Origin of the sequence: Roseitalea sp. MMSF_3546 (assembly GCF_030732865.1) — a bacterium.
Taxonomy (GTDB): domain Bacteria; phylum Pseudomonadota; class Alphaproteobacteria; order Rhizobiales; family Rhizobiaceae; genus Roseitalea.
Genome location: NZ_JASHKB010000031.1, coordinates 13,437 through 30,133, shown reverse-complemented (window position 1 = coordinate 30,133; position 16,697 = coordinate 13,437). Strand labels below are relative to the sequence as shown.

At 66.3% G+C, this 16,697-nt stretch carries 17 protein-coding genes and 1 pseudogene; 14 read left to right on the top strand and 4 right to left on the bottom strand.

The features are described 5' to 3' along the window. Positions 1–99: 99 nt before the first annotated feature. The 5 genes from RBB34_RS17800 to RBB34_RS17780 all read left to right on the top strand — a co-directional run bounded on the left by RBB34_RS17800 (position 100) and on the right by RBB34_RS17780 (position 4,966). Positions 100–1,692 (top strand): sulfatase-like hydrolase/transferase, encoded by a 1,593-nt coding sequence (locus RBB34_RS17800; RefSeq protein ID WP_306120593.1) that lies wholly within the window; start codon positions 100–102, stop codon positions 1,690–1,692. Positions 1,693–1,912: 220 nt separating this feature from the next. Further along, on the top strand, positions 1,913–2,287 hold the full coding sequence (locus RBB34_RS17795; protein ID WP_306120592.1) for a hypothetical protein: 375 nt from the start codon (positions 1,913–1,915) through the stop codon (positions 2,285–2,287). Next, positions 2,287–3,066, top strand: a complete 780-nt coding sequence (locus RBB34_RS17790) for a succinate dehydrogenase iron-sulfur subunit (protein WP_306120591.1) — start codon at positions 2,287–2,289, stop codon at positions 3,064–3,066. The genes RBB34_RS17795 and RBB34_RS17790 overlap by 1 nt, the downstream gene beginning before the upstream one ends. Before the next feature lie 118 nt (positions 3,067–3,184). After that, positions 3,185–3,832: a peptide-methionine (S)-S-oxide reductase MsrA gene (gene msrA / locus RBB34_RS17785; protein WP_306120590.1), complete on the top strand. Its 648-nt coding sequence runs from the start codon at positions 3,185–3,187 to the stop codon at positions 3,830–3,832. A 225-nt stretch (positions 3,833–4,057) separates the two neighbouring features. Next, positions 4,058–4,966 (top strand): lysophospholipid acyltransferase family protein, encoded by a 909-nt coding sequence (locus tag RBB34_RS17780; RefSeq protein ID WP_306120589.1) that lies wholly within the window; start codon positions 4,058–4,060, stop codon positions 4,964–4,966. 108 nt (positions 4,967–5,074) lie between these two features. On the opposite strand, the gene fsa is transcribed toward RBB34_RS17780, so the two are convergent. Continuing rightward, positions 5,075–5,728 (bottom strand): fructose-6-phosphate aldolase, encoded by a 654-nt coding sequence (fsa, locus tag RBB34_RS17775; protein ID WP_306120588.1) that lies wholly within the window; start codon positions 5,726–5,728, stop codon positions 5,075–5,077. A gap of 84 nt (positions 5,729–5,812) precedes the next feature. Between fsa and RBB34_RS17770 the strand changes: the two genes are divergently transcribed. The 9 genes and pseudogenes from RBB34_RS17770 to RBB34_RS17730 all read left to right on the top strand — a co-directional run bounded on the left by RBB34_RS17770 (position 5,813) and on the right by RBB34_RS17730 (position 14,136). Then, positions 5,813–8,011 (top strand): primosomal protein N', encoded by a 2,199-nt coding sequence (locus RBB34_RS17770; protein ID WP_306120587.1) that lies wholly within the window; start codon positions 5,813–5,815, stop codon positions 8,009–8,011. Between the two features lie 54 nt (positions 8,012–8,065). After that, the gene (locus RBB34_RS17765) at positions 8,066–8,458 is read left to right on the top strand and encodes a DUF4345 family protein (protein ID WP_306120586.1); all 393 of its coding nucleotides are present in this window, start codon (positions 8,066–8,068) and stop codon (positions 8,456–8,458) included. Positions 8,459–8,662: 204 nt separating this feature from the next. Next, entirely contained in the window at positions 8,663–9,220 is a 558-nt protein-coding gene (locus RBB34_RS17760; RefSeq protein ID WP_306120585.1) for a F0F1 ATP synthase subunit delta, read from the top strand. Beyond that, positions 9,220–10,749 (top strand): F0F1 ATP synthase subunit alpha, encoded by a 1,530-nt coding sequence (gene atpA, locus RBB34_RS17755; RefSeq protein WP_306120584.1) that lies wholly within the window; start codon positions 9,220–9,222, stop codon positions 10,747–10,749. Before RBB34_RS17760 ends, atpA begins: the two co-directional genes overlap by 1 nt. A 38-nt stretch (positions 10,750–10,787) precedes the next feature. Beyond that, positions 10,788–11,663, top strand: coding sequence for a F0F1 ATP synthase subunit gamma (locus RBB34_RS17750; protein ID WP_306120583.1), 876 nt, complete (start codon positions 10,788–10,790; stop codon positions 11,661–11,663). Between the two features lie 12 nt (positions 11,664–11,675). Continuing rightward, the gene (locus tag RBB34_RS17745) at positions 11,676–11,993 is read left to right on the top strand and encodes a hypothetical protein (RefSeq protein WP_306120582.1); all 318 of its coding nucleotides are present in this window, start codon (positions 11,676–11,678) and stop codon (positions 11,991–11,993) included. Between the two features lie 78 nt (positions 11,994–12,071). Then, a pseudogene (gene atpD, locus RBB34_RS17740) lies at positions 12,072–13,490 on the top strand (F0F1 ATP synthase subunit beta); the annotation flags it as partial. Then, positions 13,487–13,726 (top strand): hypothetical protein, encoded by a 240-nt coding sequence (locus tag RBB34_RS17735; RefSeq protein WP_306120580.1) that lies wholly within the window; start codon positions 13,487–13,489, stop codon positions 13,724–13,726. The pseudogene atpD and the gene RBB34_RS17735, both read left to right, overlap by 4 nt. Before the next feature lie 2 nt (positions 13,727–13,728). After that, on the top strand, positions 13,729–14,136 hold the full coding sequence (locus RBB34_RS17730) for a F0F1 ATP synthase subunit epsilon (protein ID WP_306120579.1): 408 nt from the start codon (positions 13,729–13,731) through the stop codon (positions 14,134–14,136). A gap of 213 nt (positions 14,137–14,349) precedes the next feature. On the opposite strand, the gene RBB34_RS17725 is transcribed toward RBB34_RS17730, so the two are convergent. The 3 genes from RBB34_RS17725 to RBB34_RS17715 form a co-directional block, all read right to left on the bottom strand. Further along, entirely contained in the window at positions 14,350–14,853 is a 504-nt protein-coding gene (locus RBB34_RS17725) for an N-acetyltransferase (protein ID WP_306120578.1), read from the bottom strand. 94 nt (positions 14,854–14,947) lie between these two features. Beyond that, positions 14,948–15,487, bottom strand: a complete 540-nt coding sequence (locus RBB34_RS17720) for an RNA pyrophosphohydrolase (RefSeq protein WP_306120577.1) — start codon at positions 15,485–15,487, stop codon at positions 14,948–14,950. Positions 15,488–15,497: 10 nt separating this feature from the next. Next, positions 15,498–16,664: a divergent polysaccharide deacetylase family protein gene (locus RBB34_RS17715; RefSeq protein ID WP_306120576.1), complete on the bottom strand. Its 1,167-nt coding sequence runs from the start codon at positions 16,662–16,664 to the stop codon at positions 15,498–15,500. Positions 16,665–16,697: the final 33 nt, after the last annotated feature.

Sequence of the window (16,697 nt, the reverse complement as noted above, 5' to 3'; positions counted from 1 at the left end):
GCTACGCACGGCGCGCTTCTCCTTGTGGATCGCCTCGCCAGCCGAGAAACAGAATTGATTCAATCTCATCACAGAACACTCTAGGCAAGGGGCGGATCGATGAACCCCAGGACGCTGGCGCGCAAGGACGAGCCGTCGGGCTGGATGCTCGGTATGGCACTGGTGATCGTCGGGCTGAGCTTCATCATCCAGAGTATGTACGAGGCGAGCGTGGCGCTGACCGCGCTGGTCGCTGTCGGATTGATCCTCGCCGCAACGCGCATCGGTCCCAAGCGCAGCCACACGGGCCGCGCCCGCTTCCGGCCGCCACTGGTCCTCGTGCCGGCGCTGTTGTTCTCGGCGTGGTATTTCATTACCGTGAAATTCGGCGATTTCGGCGTCGGCCCGATCCTGTTTCACATGGACTACGGGGTGCAGGCCAATGGCGTGGTCGGCGAGTTCCTGGCCACATCCTATCTGCCGCTTGGCTCCATCGCCGCGCTCGTCGTTGGTCTGTGGCTCGTCGCGGCGACCGACTTCCGCTTCCGCCGGCTCGACCGCGTGCTCGTCGTGCCGCTGCTCGTCGTCAATCCATTCACCATCGCGCTGCTCGAATATGTCGGCGACGCGCAAGCCTCCTCGGAGAGGCCTCTGGTCGAACGCTATATCGAGCCCGCCGCGATCGAGGCGCCGGCCGGCGACGGCCGGCCGAACCTGCTCCACATCTTCCTTGAAAGCAGCGAGGCGACGCTGCGCGAGCCCGCCTTCGGCGACGTGCTCGGTCCGCTCGACAGCTTTGCCGGGCGCGGGCTGCAACTGACCGACCTGCGCGAGGCGGCGCTGACCAACTGGACGCTGGCCGGCCAGGTGGCCGCCCATTGCGGCGTGCCGCTGATGCCGATCGGCCTGATCTCGCTTAACAGCTTCCATGTCATCGAGGGCGGCTTTCTTTCCGGGGCCGAGTGCCTTGGCGACCTTTTGTCGCGCGACGGCTATGAGACCACATTCATGAAGGCCGCCCCGCTCGGCTTTGCCGGAACCGACAAGTTCGTCGCCAGCCATGGCTGGCGCAACCGCCTTGGCTACCCGCAATTGCGGCCGGACTATCCGCTCGGCGGAAGCGAATGGGGCCTGGACGACGAGGATGCCTATGATGCGGCCTATCGCGAGGTGGTGCGCCTGGCCGGGTCCGGCGGACCCTGGGCCCTGTCGCTGACCAATATCGGCGGGCACGCGCCGCGCGGTTATGTCTCGCGCTCCTGTCACGGTCGGCCGAGCGTCGATGCGATCGCCGATCCAACGCTGAAGGCATTCCGCTGCACCCATGAACTGGCCGCCGAACTGCTGACGCGGCTGGAGGAGGGTGGTTATCTCGAAAACACCGTCGTCGTCGTCCAGAGCGACCATCTGGCGATGCGGAACTCGATCTACCGCGCACTCAAGCGCCACGACCGACGCAACCTGTTCTTCGCCTTCGGCCCGGGCATCGAGCCCGAGAGGATCGATCGGCCGATGACCATGGTCGATGTCTATCCGACCATTCTCGAACTCATCGGCTACGCTCCGCCGGGCGGCCGCGCCGGCATCGGCGTTTCGGCCCTTGCGCCGAGCGAAACGCTGGTCGAGGAGCGCGGGCTCCGCGCTCTCGACAAGGCGATCTATGCCGATTTCGAGCTTCGCAACCGGTTGTGGGGCATGCAAGCCGGTTCCTGACCGGCCCATACACGCGCTTGTGCCATCGATGCGGTGCGGCCATGGACCGCGCCGCCCTGCCTTGCCCGGCCGTTGGGGACCACCGACATCGGACGACAGCGGCCGGTCAATTGGTCCAACTTGATCGCCCCGGTCCGGTCCACTAACAAGGCGATACCGGAGGAGGCCGAGCGGAACGATGCCTACGGCCCGGTGCCGAACGGAGAGGTAGAAATCGAGCGTGACGGTGGCTGCCGCCATTCCCCAATTCGGAGCCTTTGCACCGACGGCCGCTCAAACGGCGCTGATCGGGCTGTTCGGCCTGCCGCTGCTCAAGCGCGGTTTCTTCCGGCGAATGGCCGAATCGTTGGTCGCCGGCCTCGACCGCATCGATCTGCTCAAGATCGATGCGCAGGGCATGGAAGACAGGGTCCTGGGCGCGTTCTTCCGCGACGCGCCCAAGGCGATGTGGCCGGCGGCGATGATCGTCGAAGACGAACTGGCCGGCCGGTGGTCCGGCGATCTGGCCGCCCTGCTGGCAGGATGCGGCTACAGGGCCGCTGGCCGCACGAAAGGCAACGCATTTTATCTGCATTCTGACAAAGGCATGCTCTGATGGCCGAAATGACGCTACCCCGCAACTCGCAGATCCAGCCCGGCCGCGCCTGGGCGCGGCCCGAAGGCGCGGCGAATCTCAAGCAGTTCCGCATCTATCGTTGGAGCCCGGACGATGACGAGAACCCGCGCATGGACACCTACCATGTCGATCTCGACGATTGCGGGCCGATGGTGCTGGACGGGCTGTTGTGGATCAAGAACACCGTCGATCCCACGCTGACGCTGCGCCGGTCGTGCCGCGAGGGCATTTGCGGGTCGTGCGCGATGAACATCGATGGGGCGAACACGCTCGCCTGCACCAAGGGCATGGACGAGATCGACGGCGTGATCACCGTTTATCCGCTGCCGCACATGCCCGTGGTCAAGGACCTGGTGCCCGACCTGACGCATTTCTTCGCGCAGCACCGGCAGATCGAACCATGGCTGAAGACGACCACGCCCGAACCCGAAAAGGAGTGGCGCCAGAGCCACGAGGATCGCGCAAAGCTCGACGGGCTTTACGAGTGCATCCTGTGCGCCTGCTGCTCGACGGCGTGTCCGTCCTACTGGTGGAACGGCGACCGCTATCTGGGGCCGGCGACGCTGCTGCAGGCCTATCGCTGGCTGATAGACAGCCGCGACGAGGCCACGGGCGACCGGCTCGACCAGCTCGAGGACCCGTTCCGTCTGTATCGCTGCCATACCATCATGAACTGCACGCAGACCTGCCCCAAGGGCCTGAACCCGGCCAAGGCGATCGGCGAAATCAAGAAGATGATGGTGGAGCGGCGAGTCTAGGGTCTGTCGAGCATTTCCCCATCGGGCTGCGCCGCGCCCTCACGCATTCTTGTTCCGTCTTGAGTTGCCCGGCCGGCGCGATCCGCTAAGTCGAGGGCATCAAACGGAGGTCAGACCGATGACGAACCTTGCCCGTACGATCGCTCTTGGCGCGATCATGGCCGTTGCCGCCGCCATCGCGCCGGCCAAGGCCGAAACCAAATCGCTCGTCGTCGCCGGCGGCTGCTTCTGGTGCGTGGAGGCGGACTTCGACAAGGTCGAGGGCGTGCTTGCCACCACCTCCGGCTATGCCGGCGGGCAGATGGACGATCCGACCTATCGCAATCACGGCCGGCATCGCGAGGTCGTCCGCATCGACTATGATGCCGACGTCACCGATTACCGGACGCTGGTCGACATCTTCCTGCGCACCATCGATCCGCTCGATGCGGGCGGGCAGTTCTGTGACCGCGGCCGATCCTACGAGACGGCGATCCACGCGGCCACCGAGGCCGAGAAGAAGGCGGCCATGGAGGCGGTCAACGAGGCGTCGGAGATCCTCGGCCAGCCGGTCGTCACGCCGGTGGAAGGGGCGGTGACGTTCTGGGAGGCCGAAGACTATCACCAGGACTACTACCTCAGCGATGAGCGCCAGATCACGCGTTTTGGCATCATCACCCGGGCCGACGCCTACAAGAAGTATCGCCAGGCCTGCGGCCGCGACGAGCGGGTGCGCGACATCTGGGGCGATGAAGCCTATCGCGGCGTCGACAAGGCCACCGGCTGACGCCGCGGCGACTCACGGGCCGCTCACGGCGCTCACGCAAACGCCGGCGAGTGTGATGCAAATCGGCCTCGGCGGGCCGGGAAACCGTCGGTTGTGCGTTCCCTTGCCATGGCCATATGTGTCATAATATCGATACACAAATCGGCAAGGGACGGCCAAGGGAATGTTGGGCACCGGCATGCACAGGCCAGCCGGTGATAAACGGCCCCAAGGCCAACCGGACACATGGCTATGGAAATCCAGAGCGCACCATCCACCTTCGCGGGCGTGATCAACCAGCGCTCGACATCGCGGGCGGCCGAGGCCGACGCGCATATCGTCGACCAGCTGATCGCCGAACGCGGCCAGACGCTGGTCAAGAGCCCGATCTGGCCGATCCTGCGGCCGGCGCTCTACAAGGTGCTGCACTACGACCAGGCGGTGCGCATGGCCGATGCGGTGGCCGGGATGAGCGGGCTCGACTGCTTCGGCTATGTCAGCGATCTGCTGAACCTGAACGTGAAGGTGCATGGTTACGAGAACCTGCCGCGCCAGGGCGCCTTCATCCTGGTGTCCAACCACCCCACGGGCATCGCCGACGGCATCGCCGTCTACGACATGCTCAAGGACACCCGCCCCGACTTCATGTTCTTTGCCAATCGCGACGCCATCCGCGTCTCCAAGGGGCTCGCCGACATCATCATCCCGGTCGAGTGGCGCGCCGACCAGAAATCGCACGCCAAGAGCCGCGAGACGCTGGTGCGGACCAACCGCGCCTTCAAGGACGGGCGGGCGATCGTGCTGTTCCCGTCAGGGCGCATCGCCTACTGGTCGCATGGCGGGCTGCGCGAGCGGCCATGGATGGCGACCGGCATCCAGATGGCCAAGCGCTATGGCGTGCCGATCGTGCCCATGCACATGGATGCCCGCAATTCCTGGCTGTTCTATCTGCTGGCGCACCGCAATCCGGAACTGCGCGACATGACCGTGTTCCACGAACTGCTCAACAAGTCCGGCAAGACCTTCGCCATGACGCTCGGGGCGCCGATCGCGACCGAAACGCTGGAAGGCGACGTGCAGGACCTGACGGTCAAGCTGCAGCAGCACTGCGAACACGATCTCAAGGACGACCCGAAGGCGGTGTTCACCCTCTGAGGGCGGCCGGCGCTTTCGTTCCATTCGCCGCTTCGCTCAGGGTCCGCGCATCCGACCGGGGTCAGCGGAGACCGCCCCGGCGGGCGGCCCCCTCTGCTTGCGGCGGGATCAGGCGATCGTCTGGCCGGTCTTTTTCCAGTCCGACAGAAACGCATCCAGCCCCTTGTCGGTCAGCGGATGCCTGACGGCGGCGCGCAGCGTCGCCGGCGGCACGGTGGCGACATCGGCACCGATCAGCGCGGCCTGCTTGATGTGATTGACCGTGCGGATCGATGCGGCCAGAATCTCGGTGTCGAAATCGTAATTGTCGTAGATCTCGCGGATTTCCTCGATCAGCTCCATGCCGTCGATCGCCAGGTCGTCGAGCCGGCCGATGAAGGGCGAGATGAAGGTGGCACCGGCCTTGGCCGCCATCAGCGCCTGGTTGGCCGAAAAGCACAGCGTGACGTTGACCTGCTGGCCGCGCTGGGTGAGCGCGCGGCAGGCCTTCAGCCCGTCCATGGTCAGCGGCAGCTTGATGCAGACATTGTCGGCGATCCGCGCCAGCACGTCCGCCTCGCGCATCATGCCGTCGAATTCGATGGCGGTCACCTCGGCCGAGACCGGGCCGTCGACGATCGAACAGATCTCGGCGGTCACCTCGGCATAGTCGCGGCCCGATTTCATGATCAGCGAGGGGTTGGTGGTCACGCCATCGAGAAGTCCGATATCGTTGAGTTCGCGGATCTCATCGACGTCTGCGGTATCGACAAAGAATTTCATGGCTCCCTTTCCCACGGTTCTCGGCGGCGGGCCGCCGCGCGTTGCGCTTCCGTTTAGTGCAATCGGGCGGCAAGGTCACCAGCCATGATCGCCGATTCGCACAACGATGCCCGGACCGTGCCCGTTCTCGTGCCGACGCCGGCGGCGACGCCCTACACCTATGTGCTCGCCGAGGGCCAGGCGGCGCCGCCGGGCACCATCGTGCAGGTTCCGCTCGGCCCGCGCCAGGTGCCCGGCCTGGTCTGGGAGGCCGATGAGGACGCCGAGCCGGTGGATCCGAAAAAGCTGCGATGCGTCACGCAGGTCTTCGACTGTCCGCCGGTCGGCGCGGACATGCGGCGGTTCATCGCCTGGGTCGCGCGCTACACGCTGACCGCGCCGGGCATGGTGGCCCGCATGGTGCTGCGCGTGCCCGCGGCATTCGAGCCCGAACGGCCCGTGCCCGGCTTGCGGTTGACCGATGCGCGGCCCGACCGGCTGACCGATGCGCGCCGGCGCGTGCTGGCGCTGGCCGCCGAGAACGGTCCGCTCGCCTGGACGAAATCCGGGCTCGCCCATGCCGCCGGCGTGACGCCCTCGGTGATCGACGGGCTCGTCAAGGCCGGCAGTTTCGAGGCGGTGGACCTGCCCCCGCAACCGGTCGTCGCCGCGCCCGAGGCGGACTTCGCCGAGCCACGGCTCGATGGCGCCCAGCGCGCCGCAGCCGAAACGCTCGGCGCGCGGGTGCGCAAGGACGCGTTCTCGGTGACCCTGCTCGAGGGCGTGACCGGTGCCGGCAAGACCGAGGTCTATTTCGAGGCGATCGCCGCCGCGCTCGCAAAGGGCCGGCAGGTGCTGGTGCTGCTGCCCGAGATCGCGCTCACGCAGAGCTTCATGGAGCGCTTTGCCGCCCGCTTCGGCGCCCCGCCGGCGCCCTGGCATTCGGACCTTGCGCCGAAAAGCCGCGAGAGGGTCTGGCGGCAGGTCGCCGAAGGTCAGGTCAAGGTCGTGGCCGGCGCGCGGTCGGCGCTGTTCCTGCCATTTGCCGATCCGGGGCTCGTCGTCGTCGACGAAGAGCACGATGCCGCCTACAAGCAGGAGGATCGGGTCTTTTACAATGCGCGCGACATGGCCGTGGTGCGCGCCAAGCTGGGTGGGTTTCCGGCGGTGCTCGTCTCGGCGACGCCGTCGGTCGAATCGCGGCACAATGCGCAGACGGGCCGCTACCATCATCTGCACCTGCCGCGACGTTTCGCCGATGCGGCGCTGCCCGATGTCGGGCTCGTCGACATGCGCAAGAGCGCGCCCGAACGTGGCGGCTTCCTGTCGCCGGTGCTGCTGGAAGCGATGGCGGAAACGCTCGAACGGGGCGAGCAGTCGCTGCTGTTTCTCAACCGGCGGGGCTATGCGCCGCTGACGCTGTGCCGGGCGTGCGGGCATCGGTTCGCCTGCCAGAACTGCTCGGCATGGCTGGTCGAGCACCGGTTTCGCGGACAGTTGCAGTGCCATCATTGCGGCCATCACGAGCCGGTGCCCGCGGCTTGCCCCGAATGCGGCACGTTCGATCACCTGGTCGCCTGCGGGCCGGGCATCGAGCGGATCGCCGAAGAGACGCTGAAGCATTTCGAAAAGGCGCGGGTGATCGTGCTGTCCTCCGACATGGTCGGCGGGGTCAAGCGGCTGCGGCTCGAAATGGAGGCGATCGCCAGGGGCGAGGCCGACATTATCATCGGCACGCAGCTTGTCGCCAAGGGCCACAACTTTCCGCTCTTGACGCTGGTCGGCGTGGTCGACGCCGATCTGGGGCTTGCCAATGGCGACCCGCGTGCCGCCGAGCGCACGTTTCAGCTTCTGTCGCAGGTCACCGGCCGTGCCGGGCGCACCGGCCGCCGCAGCCACGGCCTGATCCAGACCTATCAGCCCGACCATCCGGTGCTGAAGGCATGTGCGAGCGGCGACAGCGACGCCTTCTATGCCGCGCAACTGGCCGAACGCCGCCAGGGGCAATTGCCGCCATTCGGCCGGCTGGCCGCGCTCATCGTCTCGGCCAATGACCGCGCGGAGGCCGAACGCCATGCACGGGCGCTGCGCGCCGCCGCGCCGGCGGCAGGCGATATCGCCGTGCTGGGGCCGGCCGAGGCGCCACTCGCCATGGTACGCGGCCGTCATCGCTTCCGCCTGCTGGTGCACGGCACCGAACGGGCGGACATGCAGGCCTATCTGCATGCGATGATCGGGGCGACGCCGAACCCGCGAGGATCGGTGCGCGTTGCCGTCGATGTTGACCCGCAGAGCTTTCTCTGACTAATCGCCTTGCGTGGCTCCCATGGGGCAACTGACAATGCGGCGGAGCTTTTCATGCTGACCCTCATCCCTCCGCAGTCGCCGGGCGAATGGCTCGCCTGGGCGTCGGCGATCGTGACCATCGGTTTCGGGCTGATCTGCCTGATCATGCCGCGAACCACCTTCCGCATCCTGCGCCTGCAGGCGCGCCCGGGCGTGCCCGAGGCGCTGTCGGAGAGCCGGGCGACGATGGCCGGCTTCTACCTGGCGACGGGATTGCTGGCGATCGCCTTCGCCCAGCCCTTCGTGTGGATGGTGCTGGGGGCCGGCTGGGCGTTCACCGCCCTTGGCCGGCTCGTCTCGATCATCGCCGATGACGGCAATACCACGTTCAACTGGGTGTCGATCGCCATGGAAATCGCGCTCGCCGCCGCCCCGCTCGCCTATGCCTTCGGCATCGTACGGTGACAGGGCCGGCCGCGCCGCTGGCCCTGCGACAAAAGGGTAACCGGCCCGCCTTGCACCGGTAAATCCGCTATGCTAGAGGGCCTGTGCCGCCGCAGAGCCCTCCAACTGTGCGCGGTGACAAGAAAAACAGCAATATTGTCAATGTGTTAGGTCGGCGATTGTGAGCCGAAACACGCATTGCAAGCCCGAAAGAAGTGCCAGGCCGTGGCCAGTTCATCCCCCACCGCATCGATTGCAACGCGCTACGCCCAGTCGCTGCACGATCTTGCGGCCGAGGCCGGCAAGGTCGACGCGATCGAGAGCGCGCTCAACGCCTTTGCCGGCATGATCGATGAGAGCGACGACCTCAAGCGGCTGATCGACAGCCCCGTGTTTTCGGCCGATGAGCAGTCGGCGGCCATGTCGGCGATTCTCGAAAAGGCCGGGCTGGAGCCGCTGGCCGCCAATTTCCTCAATGTGGTCGCCGCCAATCGGCGCCTGTTCGCCCTGCCTTCGATGATCGCGGCCTTTGGCGAGATCGCCGCCCGCGAACGCGGCGAGATCACCGCCGAGGTCACCAGCGCCACCAAGCTCAACGCCACCCAGGAAAAGCAGCTCAAGGCGACGCTCAAGGACGTGGTCGGCAAGGATGTGGCGCTGAACGTGACGGTTGATCCGTCGATCCTGGGCGGGCTCATCGTCAAGGTCGGCTCGCGCCAGATCGACACATCGTTGAAGACCAGACTTTCCTCACTCAAGCTTGCACTCAAAGAGGTCGGCTGATGGACATTCGTGCTGCGGAAATCTCCGCAATTCTCAAGGACCAGATCAAGAATTTCGGCCAGGAGGCCGAGATCTCCGAGATCGGGCAGGTTCTGGCCGTCGGCGACGGGATCGCCCGCATCTACGGCCTGGACAAGGTGCAGGCCGGCGAGATGGTCGAGTTTCCCGGCGGCATTGCCGGCATGGCGCTGAACCTTGAAAGCGACAATGTCGGCGCGGTGATCTTCGGTTCGGACCGCGACATCAAGGAAGGCGACACGGTCAAGCGCACCGGCGCGATCGTCGACGTCGCCGTCGGCCCCGAACTGCTCGGCCGCGTGGTCGACCCGCTCGGCAACCCGATCGACGGCAAGGGACCGATCAAGGCCAAGGAGCGCCGGCGCGTGGACGTCAAGGCGCCGGGCATCATCCCGCGCAAATCGGTGCACGAGCCGATGTCGACCGGCCTTAAGGCGATCGACGCGCTGATCCCGATCGGCCGCGGCCAGCGCGAACTGATCATCGGCGACCGCCAGACCGGCAAGACCGCGATCATTCTCGACACCTTCCTCAACCAGAAGCCGATCCACGACAACGGCCCTGAAAACGAAAAGCTCTTTTGCGTCTATGTCGCGGTCGGGCAAAAGCGTTCGACCGTGGCGCAGTTCGTCAAGGTGCTCGAAGAGCGCGGCGCGCTCGACTACTCGATCATCGTCGCCGCCACCGCGTCCGACCCGGCGCCGCTGCAGTTTCTGGCCCCGTTCGCCGGCTGCGCCATCGGCGAATACTTCCGCGACAACGGACAGCACGCGCTGATCGGCTATGACGATCTGTCCAAGCAGGCCGTCGCCTATCGCCAGATGTCGCTGCTGCTGCGCCGCCCGCCCGGCCGTGAAGCCTATCCGGGCGACGTGTTCTACCTGCATTCGCGCCTGCTGGAGCGCGCCGCCAAGCTCAACGAGGACAATGGCGCCGGTTCGCTGACCGCACTGCCGGTCATCGAGACGCAGGCCAACGACGTGTCGGCCTATATCCCGACAAACGTGATCTCGATCACCGACGGGCAGATCTTCCTTGAGACGGACCTGTTCTTCCAGGGCATTCGTCCGGCGGTGAATGTCGGCCTGTCGGTGTCGCGGGTGGGCTCGGCCGCGCAGATCAAGGCGATGAAGCAGGTCGCCGGCTCGATCAAGGGCGAGCTCGCCCAGTATCGCGAAATGGCCGCCTTCGCCCAGTTCGGCTCGGATCTCGACGCGGCGACGCAGCGCCTGCTCAATCGCGGGGCGCGCCTGACCGAACTGCTCAAGCAGCCGCAGTTCTCGCCCCTGAAGACCGAGGAACAGGTCGCGGTGATCTATGCGGGCGTGAAGGGCTATCTGGACGAGCTGCCGGTGGGCAAGGTCGGCGCCTTCGAGGAGGGCCTTCTGACCCATATGCGCGGCGAGGGGCAATCGGTGCTCGACGCCATCCGCAAGGAACAGAAGCTGACCGACGACATCGAGGACAAGCTCAAGGCCAATATCGACGCCTTCGCCAAGAGCTTCTCGTAGGCCGCACGGCCATCGGAATGCGCACAAGGGTTTGACGAATGCCTTCATTGAAGGATCTGCGAAACCGGATCTCGTCGGTCAAGGCGACGCAGAAGATCACCAAGGCCATGCAGATGGTGGCCGCGGCCAAGCTGCGCCGGGCGCAGGAATCGGCCGAGGCCGCGCGACCGTATTCGCAGCGCATGAGCGCCGTGCTGGCCAATCTGTCCGCTTCGGTCGACAGCGAGGACGCGCCGGCGCTGATGACCGGTACGGGCAGGGAAGACACGCATCTTCTGATCTGCTGCACGGCCGAGCGCGGGCTGTGCGGCGGCTTCAACTCGTCCATCGCCAAGAAGACGCGCGAGGATGCGCGCGCGCTGCAGGGCGAAGGCAAGACGGTCAAGATCCTGTGCGTTGGCAAGAAGGGTTATGACATCCTGCGCCGCGAATTCGCCGACATCATCATCGACCGGATCGATATGCGCGAGGTCAAGAATGTCGGCTTTGCCGATGCCGACGCCATCGGCAAGCGGGTGATCGCGCTGTTCGAGGAAGGCGCGTTCGATGTCGCGACGCTTTATTATTCGGAATTCAAGTCGGTGATCAGCCAGATCCCGAAGGGTCAGCGGATCATTCCGGCGGCCGATGCCGCCGAGGAGGCCGAAACGGGCTCGTCGTCGATCTACGAATACGAGCCCGATGCCAGCGCGATCCTTGAGGATCTGGTGCCGCGCAACATCTCGGTGCAGATCTTCCGCGCGCTGCTCGAAAACGCGGCATCGGAGCAGGGCGCGCGCATGACCGCCATGGACAATGCCACGCGCAATGCGGGCGAAATGATCGACAAGCTGACGCTGAGCTACAACCGCCAGCGCCAGGCGCAGATCACCAAGGAGCTCATCGAAATCATTTCGGGCGCAGAGGCGCTGTGATAGATTGCCGGGATGAGTGAGAAACCGACAAATCGTGTGCCGGAGCAGTTGCGCCAGATCCGCGCGGTCGTCGACGAGACGCGCGAGGAGATTGCCGACCCGAAGCTGCGCATGCCGGCCGTCGAGGCGATGGGCAGTCAGGGTAGCCTGACAACCGCGCAACCGAACGCGATGCAGGCGCATGCCGGCCGGATTGAGGTCCCCATGGGCTCGTATCGGCGCCGTACCGACCGGCTGGAAACGCGCAGCGGCAGCGTGGACGACCGCCTGGCGCGGACCGGACGACGCCTGAACCGTATCGAGGATCAACTCAGACTGACCGACGCCTGAACGCAGGCGCAGATTGCGGAAGCGGCCCGGCCGCGCCACAGCAAGGGAAGAAAGATGGCAAAAGCAGCAGCCAAGAAGACCGGCGCGGCCGGCAGGATCGAACAGGTGATCGGCGCCGTCGTCGACGTGAAGTTCGACGAAGCCCTGCCGCCAATTCTCAACGCGCTGGAGACCGAGAACATGGGCAACCGGCTCGTGCTCGAGGTCGCCCAGCATTTGGGCGAGAACACGGTGCGCTGCATCGCCATGGACGGCACGGAAGGCCTCGTGCGCGGCCAGGCGGTCACCGATACCGGCGGCCCAATTTCCGTTCCGGTCGGCCCGCAGCTGCTTGGACGGATCATCAACGTTGTCGGTGAGCCCATCGACGAGGCCGGCGAGGTCAAGGGCGAGGAAATGCGCGGCATCCACCAGCCGGCGCCCGAATATGTCGACCAGTCGACCGAAGCGGAAATCCTCGTCACAGGCATCAAGGTTCTGGATCTGCTGGCGCCCTATGCAAGGGGCGGGAAGATCGGCCTGTTCGGCGGCGCCGGCGTCGGCAAGACCGTGCTCATCCAGGAACTGATCAACAACATCGCCAAGTCGCATGGCGGCTTTTCGGTGTTCGCCGGCGTGGGCGAGCGCACCCGCGAGGGCAACGACCTTTATCACGAGTTCATCGAATCGGGCGTGAACAAGGAAGGCGGCGGCGAGGGCTCGAAGGCCGCGCTGGTCTACGGGCAGATGAACGAGCCGCCCGGCGCCCGCGCGCGCGTCGGCCTGACCGGGCTGACGATCGCCGAGTATTTCCGCGATCAGGGCCAGGACGTCCTGTTCTTCGTCGACAACATCTTCCGCTTCACCCAGGCCGGTTCGGAAGTGTCGGCCCTGCTCGGCCGCATTCCCTCAGCGGTGGGCTATCAGCCGACGCTCGCCACCGACATGGGCGCGCTGCAGGAACGCATCACCACCACCACCAAGGGCTCGATCACCTCGGTGCAGGCCATCTACGTGCCCGCCGACGACCTGACCGACCCGGCGCCGGCGACCTCGTTCGCGCATCTTGACGCAACGACCGTTCTCAACCGCGCCATCTCGGAAAAGGGCATCTATCCGGCGGTCGACCCGCTCGATTCCACCTCGCGCATGCTCGACCCGCAGATCGTCGGCCAGGAGCACTACGATGTCGCCCGCGCCGTCCAGCAGACGCTGCAGCGCTACAAGTCGCTGCAGGACATCATCGCGATCCTGGGCATGGACGAACTGAGCGAAGAGGACAAGCTGACCGTGGCGCGCGCCCGCAAGATCGAGCGCTTCCTGTCGCAACCGTTCTTCGTCGCCGAGGTGTTCACCGGTTCGCCGGGGGTGCTGGTCGATCTCGCCGACACGATCAAGGGCTTCAAGGGTCTGGTCGAGGGCGACTATGACCATCTGCCCGAGGCGGCCTTCTACATGGTCGGCACGATCGAGCAGGCCACCGAAAAGGCGCAGAAACTGGCCGCCGAGGCGGCGTGATCGCCGGTGCCGGTTCGGGTACCAGCACCGGTCAGGGAGGTTGGATGATGCATCTGGGACTGATTGCGCAACTGACATTCGCCGGGGCGGTGGTCGGCTATCTGATCGGGCCGGAATCGCTCGATCAGTTCATCGGCATGTTCCCCGAAAACACCGTGCTCGCCAATGTGCTCGTCGGCGCCCTGATCGGCGCCGGGCTGGGCGTGATCGGCTCATTTGCAAAAGAGATTGACTGACGATGGCTGAAGGCTTCAATTTCGAGCTCGTCTCGCCCGAGCGCCTGCTCGTCTCCGCGCAGGTCACCGAAGTCGTCGTGCCCGGGATGAATGGCTATTTCACGGTGCTGGCGAACCATGCGCCGACCATGTCGACCCTGCAGCCCGGCGTCGCCGAGGTGACCGAAACCTCCGGCAAGGCCGAAAAGTTCGTCATCTTTGGCGGTTTCGTCGATGTCACGCCCGAAAGCTGCACGCTTCTGGCCGAATCGGCGATGCGTGTCGATGACATCGACCGCGAGGATCTTCGTCAGCGCATCCAGGATGCGCGCGAGGATCTGGAAGATGCCGGGGACGAACAGGCACGCACCAAGGCGCAGGGCTATCTGGACCAGCTCACAACGCTGGAAAAGGCCATCCTGCCGGCGTGATCGCGCCGCAGGCCGTGCCGGATCAGGCAATGCCGGGGTTTCGGCCCGCCTGAGGTCTTCGGAACCGGCCTCGGGACGTGCGGACAAGGCCGACGCACCGCAGGCGCCCCGAACTGACTGGCGCGCCGCAAGTCCGTCGGCGGGGCCCGTTCTCACCCTGCCGGAGTTGCGCCATCGGCCATCCGCCAGCGATCGATGACAGCACCGACGCGCTCAATCGACGGCGTGAAAGGGGGCGGGGTAGGTCACCGGACCCGCATAGTCTGCAAGCGCGCCCGGGCTCAGTTCCAGCGCTTGCAGGTAGGGACCCTGATAGGCGCAGGTAACCGGTTCGGCGAGCGCGCGCTTGAAGCCGAAGCGGCCGTAATAGACCGGGTCGCCCAGTACGAAAGCGCTCTTCCAGCCCTGCCGACGCGCCATTTCCAGCGCCCGGCGGACCAGTTCGGTGCCGATCTTGAAGTCGCGCCAGTCCGGGTCCACGGCCAGCGGGCCGAGCGCGAGCGATCGCTCCGGCCCGTCGAGCGCCGAAAGCACCACATGGCCGACCACCATGGAATCGAGCTTGGCGACCATGTCGATGGTCTCGGTCTCGCCCTCGATGAGCGCGATGGCCAGTTCCGCTTCTGCATCGCGGCCGAAGGCGCGCCGATGGACCGCGCGCACGGCGATCGCGTCTTCGGGCGATGAGGGTCTGAAGACGGTCTTGTTGATGATCATGGCCAATCATGAAGCCAGGCGCTGCGACAATCAAGCAAAGCGCCGCCCGGTGACAGCGCTGTGACGATGCCGTGAACCAATTGCGGTGCGCCGTTCAGGCCCGGCTTCCGGCGAGATGGGCGAACATGGCGACGACCTGCGCATAGGCGTCGCGCTTGAAGGCGACGATCGAGTCCGGAAGCGTGGCCATGGGCGCCCATGTCCAGGCGTCGAATTCGGCCTCGTGACCGTCGGGCGGCGGATCGATGCGGATCTCGCTCTCATCGCCCAGAAAGCGGAAGGCGAACCAGTGCTGCTCCTGGCCGCGATACCGGCCCTTGAGCCCGATGCCGAGCATGTGCGCGGGCAGGTCGTAGCGCACGGTGTGCGGGGCTGCCTCGATCAATTCGACGGTCTGCATGCCCGTCTCTTCGTAAAGCTCGCGCCGCGCGGCCGGCAGCGGATCCTCGCCCGGATCGATGCCGCCCTGGGGCATCTGCCACAAAAGCGGCGTGCCCGAATATTCGGTGTTGCCCTGCTTCCGGCGCCGGCCGATCCATACCAGCCCCTCGCGATTGAGCACCATGACGCCGACGCAGGGCCGGTAGGGAAGCGCCCGGGGGTCGACTGTCTGCGAACGTATTCGGCCGGTCATTCGCTTGTCGTCATCCGCCAGTGTCGGCCAGCGCCGCCACGCCGACGATCTCGAAGCCGCGCTTTTTCGCCCCGTTCGCCCATCGCGCCACCGTATCGACGGTCAGCTCGAGCGCCGAGCCGGTGCCGATCGCGCTGCCGCGGGCATCGGCCAGCTCCTCCAGCGCCTTGAGCCTTTCCAGGATGTCGGCCGGATCCTGCGAGCCATCGATCACCGTATCGGCGCTGACGAACGGCACGCCCTGGCGCTGCGCCGCCTGGGCAAGTTGCGCCGCTCCGACGGTTCCGTCATGGAAGAACAGCAGACCGCGATCGGCCAGATCGCCCAGGACCGGCGCGACGGCCGTGCCCTCGCCGACGAAGCGCGCGCCCATATAGTTCATGATGCCGGTATAGTTGGTCAGCCGGCCGAGCGCCCAGTGGAGGTTTTCAAGGTTCGTCTCGGCGGAGGACGCAAGGCGCAGCGTGCGCGGGCCGGGGTCGACCTCGGGGTATCCGAAGGGTTCCATGGGCACCTGCACGAGCAGCTCGTGACCCTTCCTTCTTGCCGCCTGCATCCACCGGCTCAGGGAGTTGCCGGTGGGCGCGAACGCCAGCGTTATTTCCGGCGGCAGCCGGTCGATCGCGCGCTGCGTGCCGGTTTGCGAAAGGCCCAGCCCGCCGATGACGATGGCGATGCGCTTGCCGCGCGTGCCGGACCAGGGCCGGGCGTAGATGTCCATCGGCCGGCGGCCGTCATCGGCGCGCACCGGCAGCGGGCCGAAGGCACTGTCCTCAAGCGCCGCGTCCTCGGGCAGATGCGCCAGCGCGACGGGCTGACCGACACTGGCGGCGGCCGGGTCGCGGATCGTGATGATCTTGGGTCCGCCTGGCGACACTTGCCGCGTGTCCGAGGGCGGCAGGGCCGGATCGTCTGCCGGAGAGCGCCCCGGTGGCGGCAAATCGGCGCGGTCGACGACGCCATGGACGACCTTGATGTCGGCCGCCTCGCGCCGGGCGGCGGCGGCATCGCCGCTGCGGACCGTGGCGGTGGTCAGCGTGGCGTCGGGCGCCGGCCCGGCCGTCTCGGCTAGGGTCACGAGCGTGGTATGGGGGTGGCGATCACCGGCGACAATCAACGCGACATTGGCGGAGATCAGCACCAGCACGCCGATCGCAGCGAACGCGGCTCCGCGCAAGCGGGATCGGGCCGGGCCGTCGCGGGCGGTCCG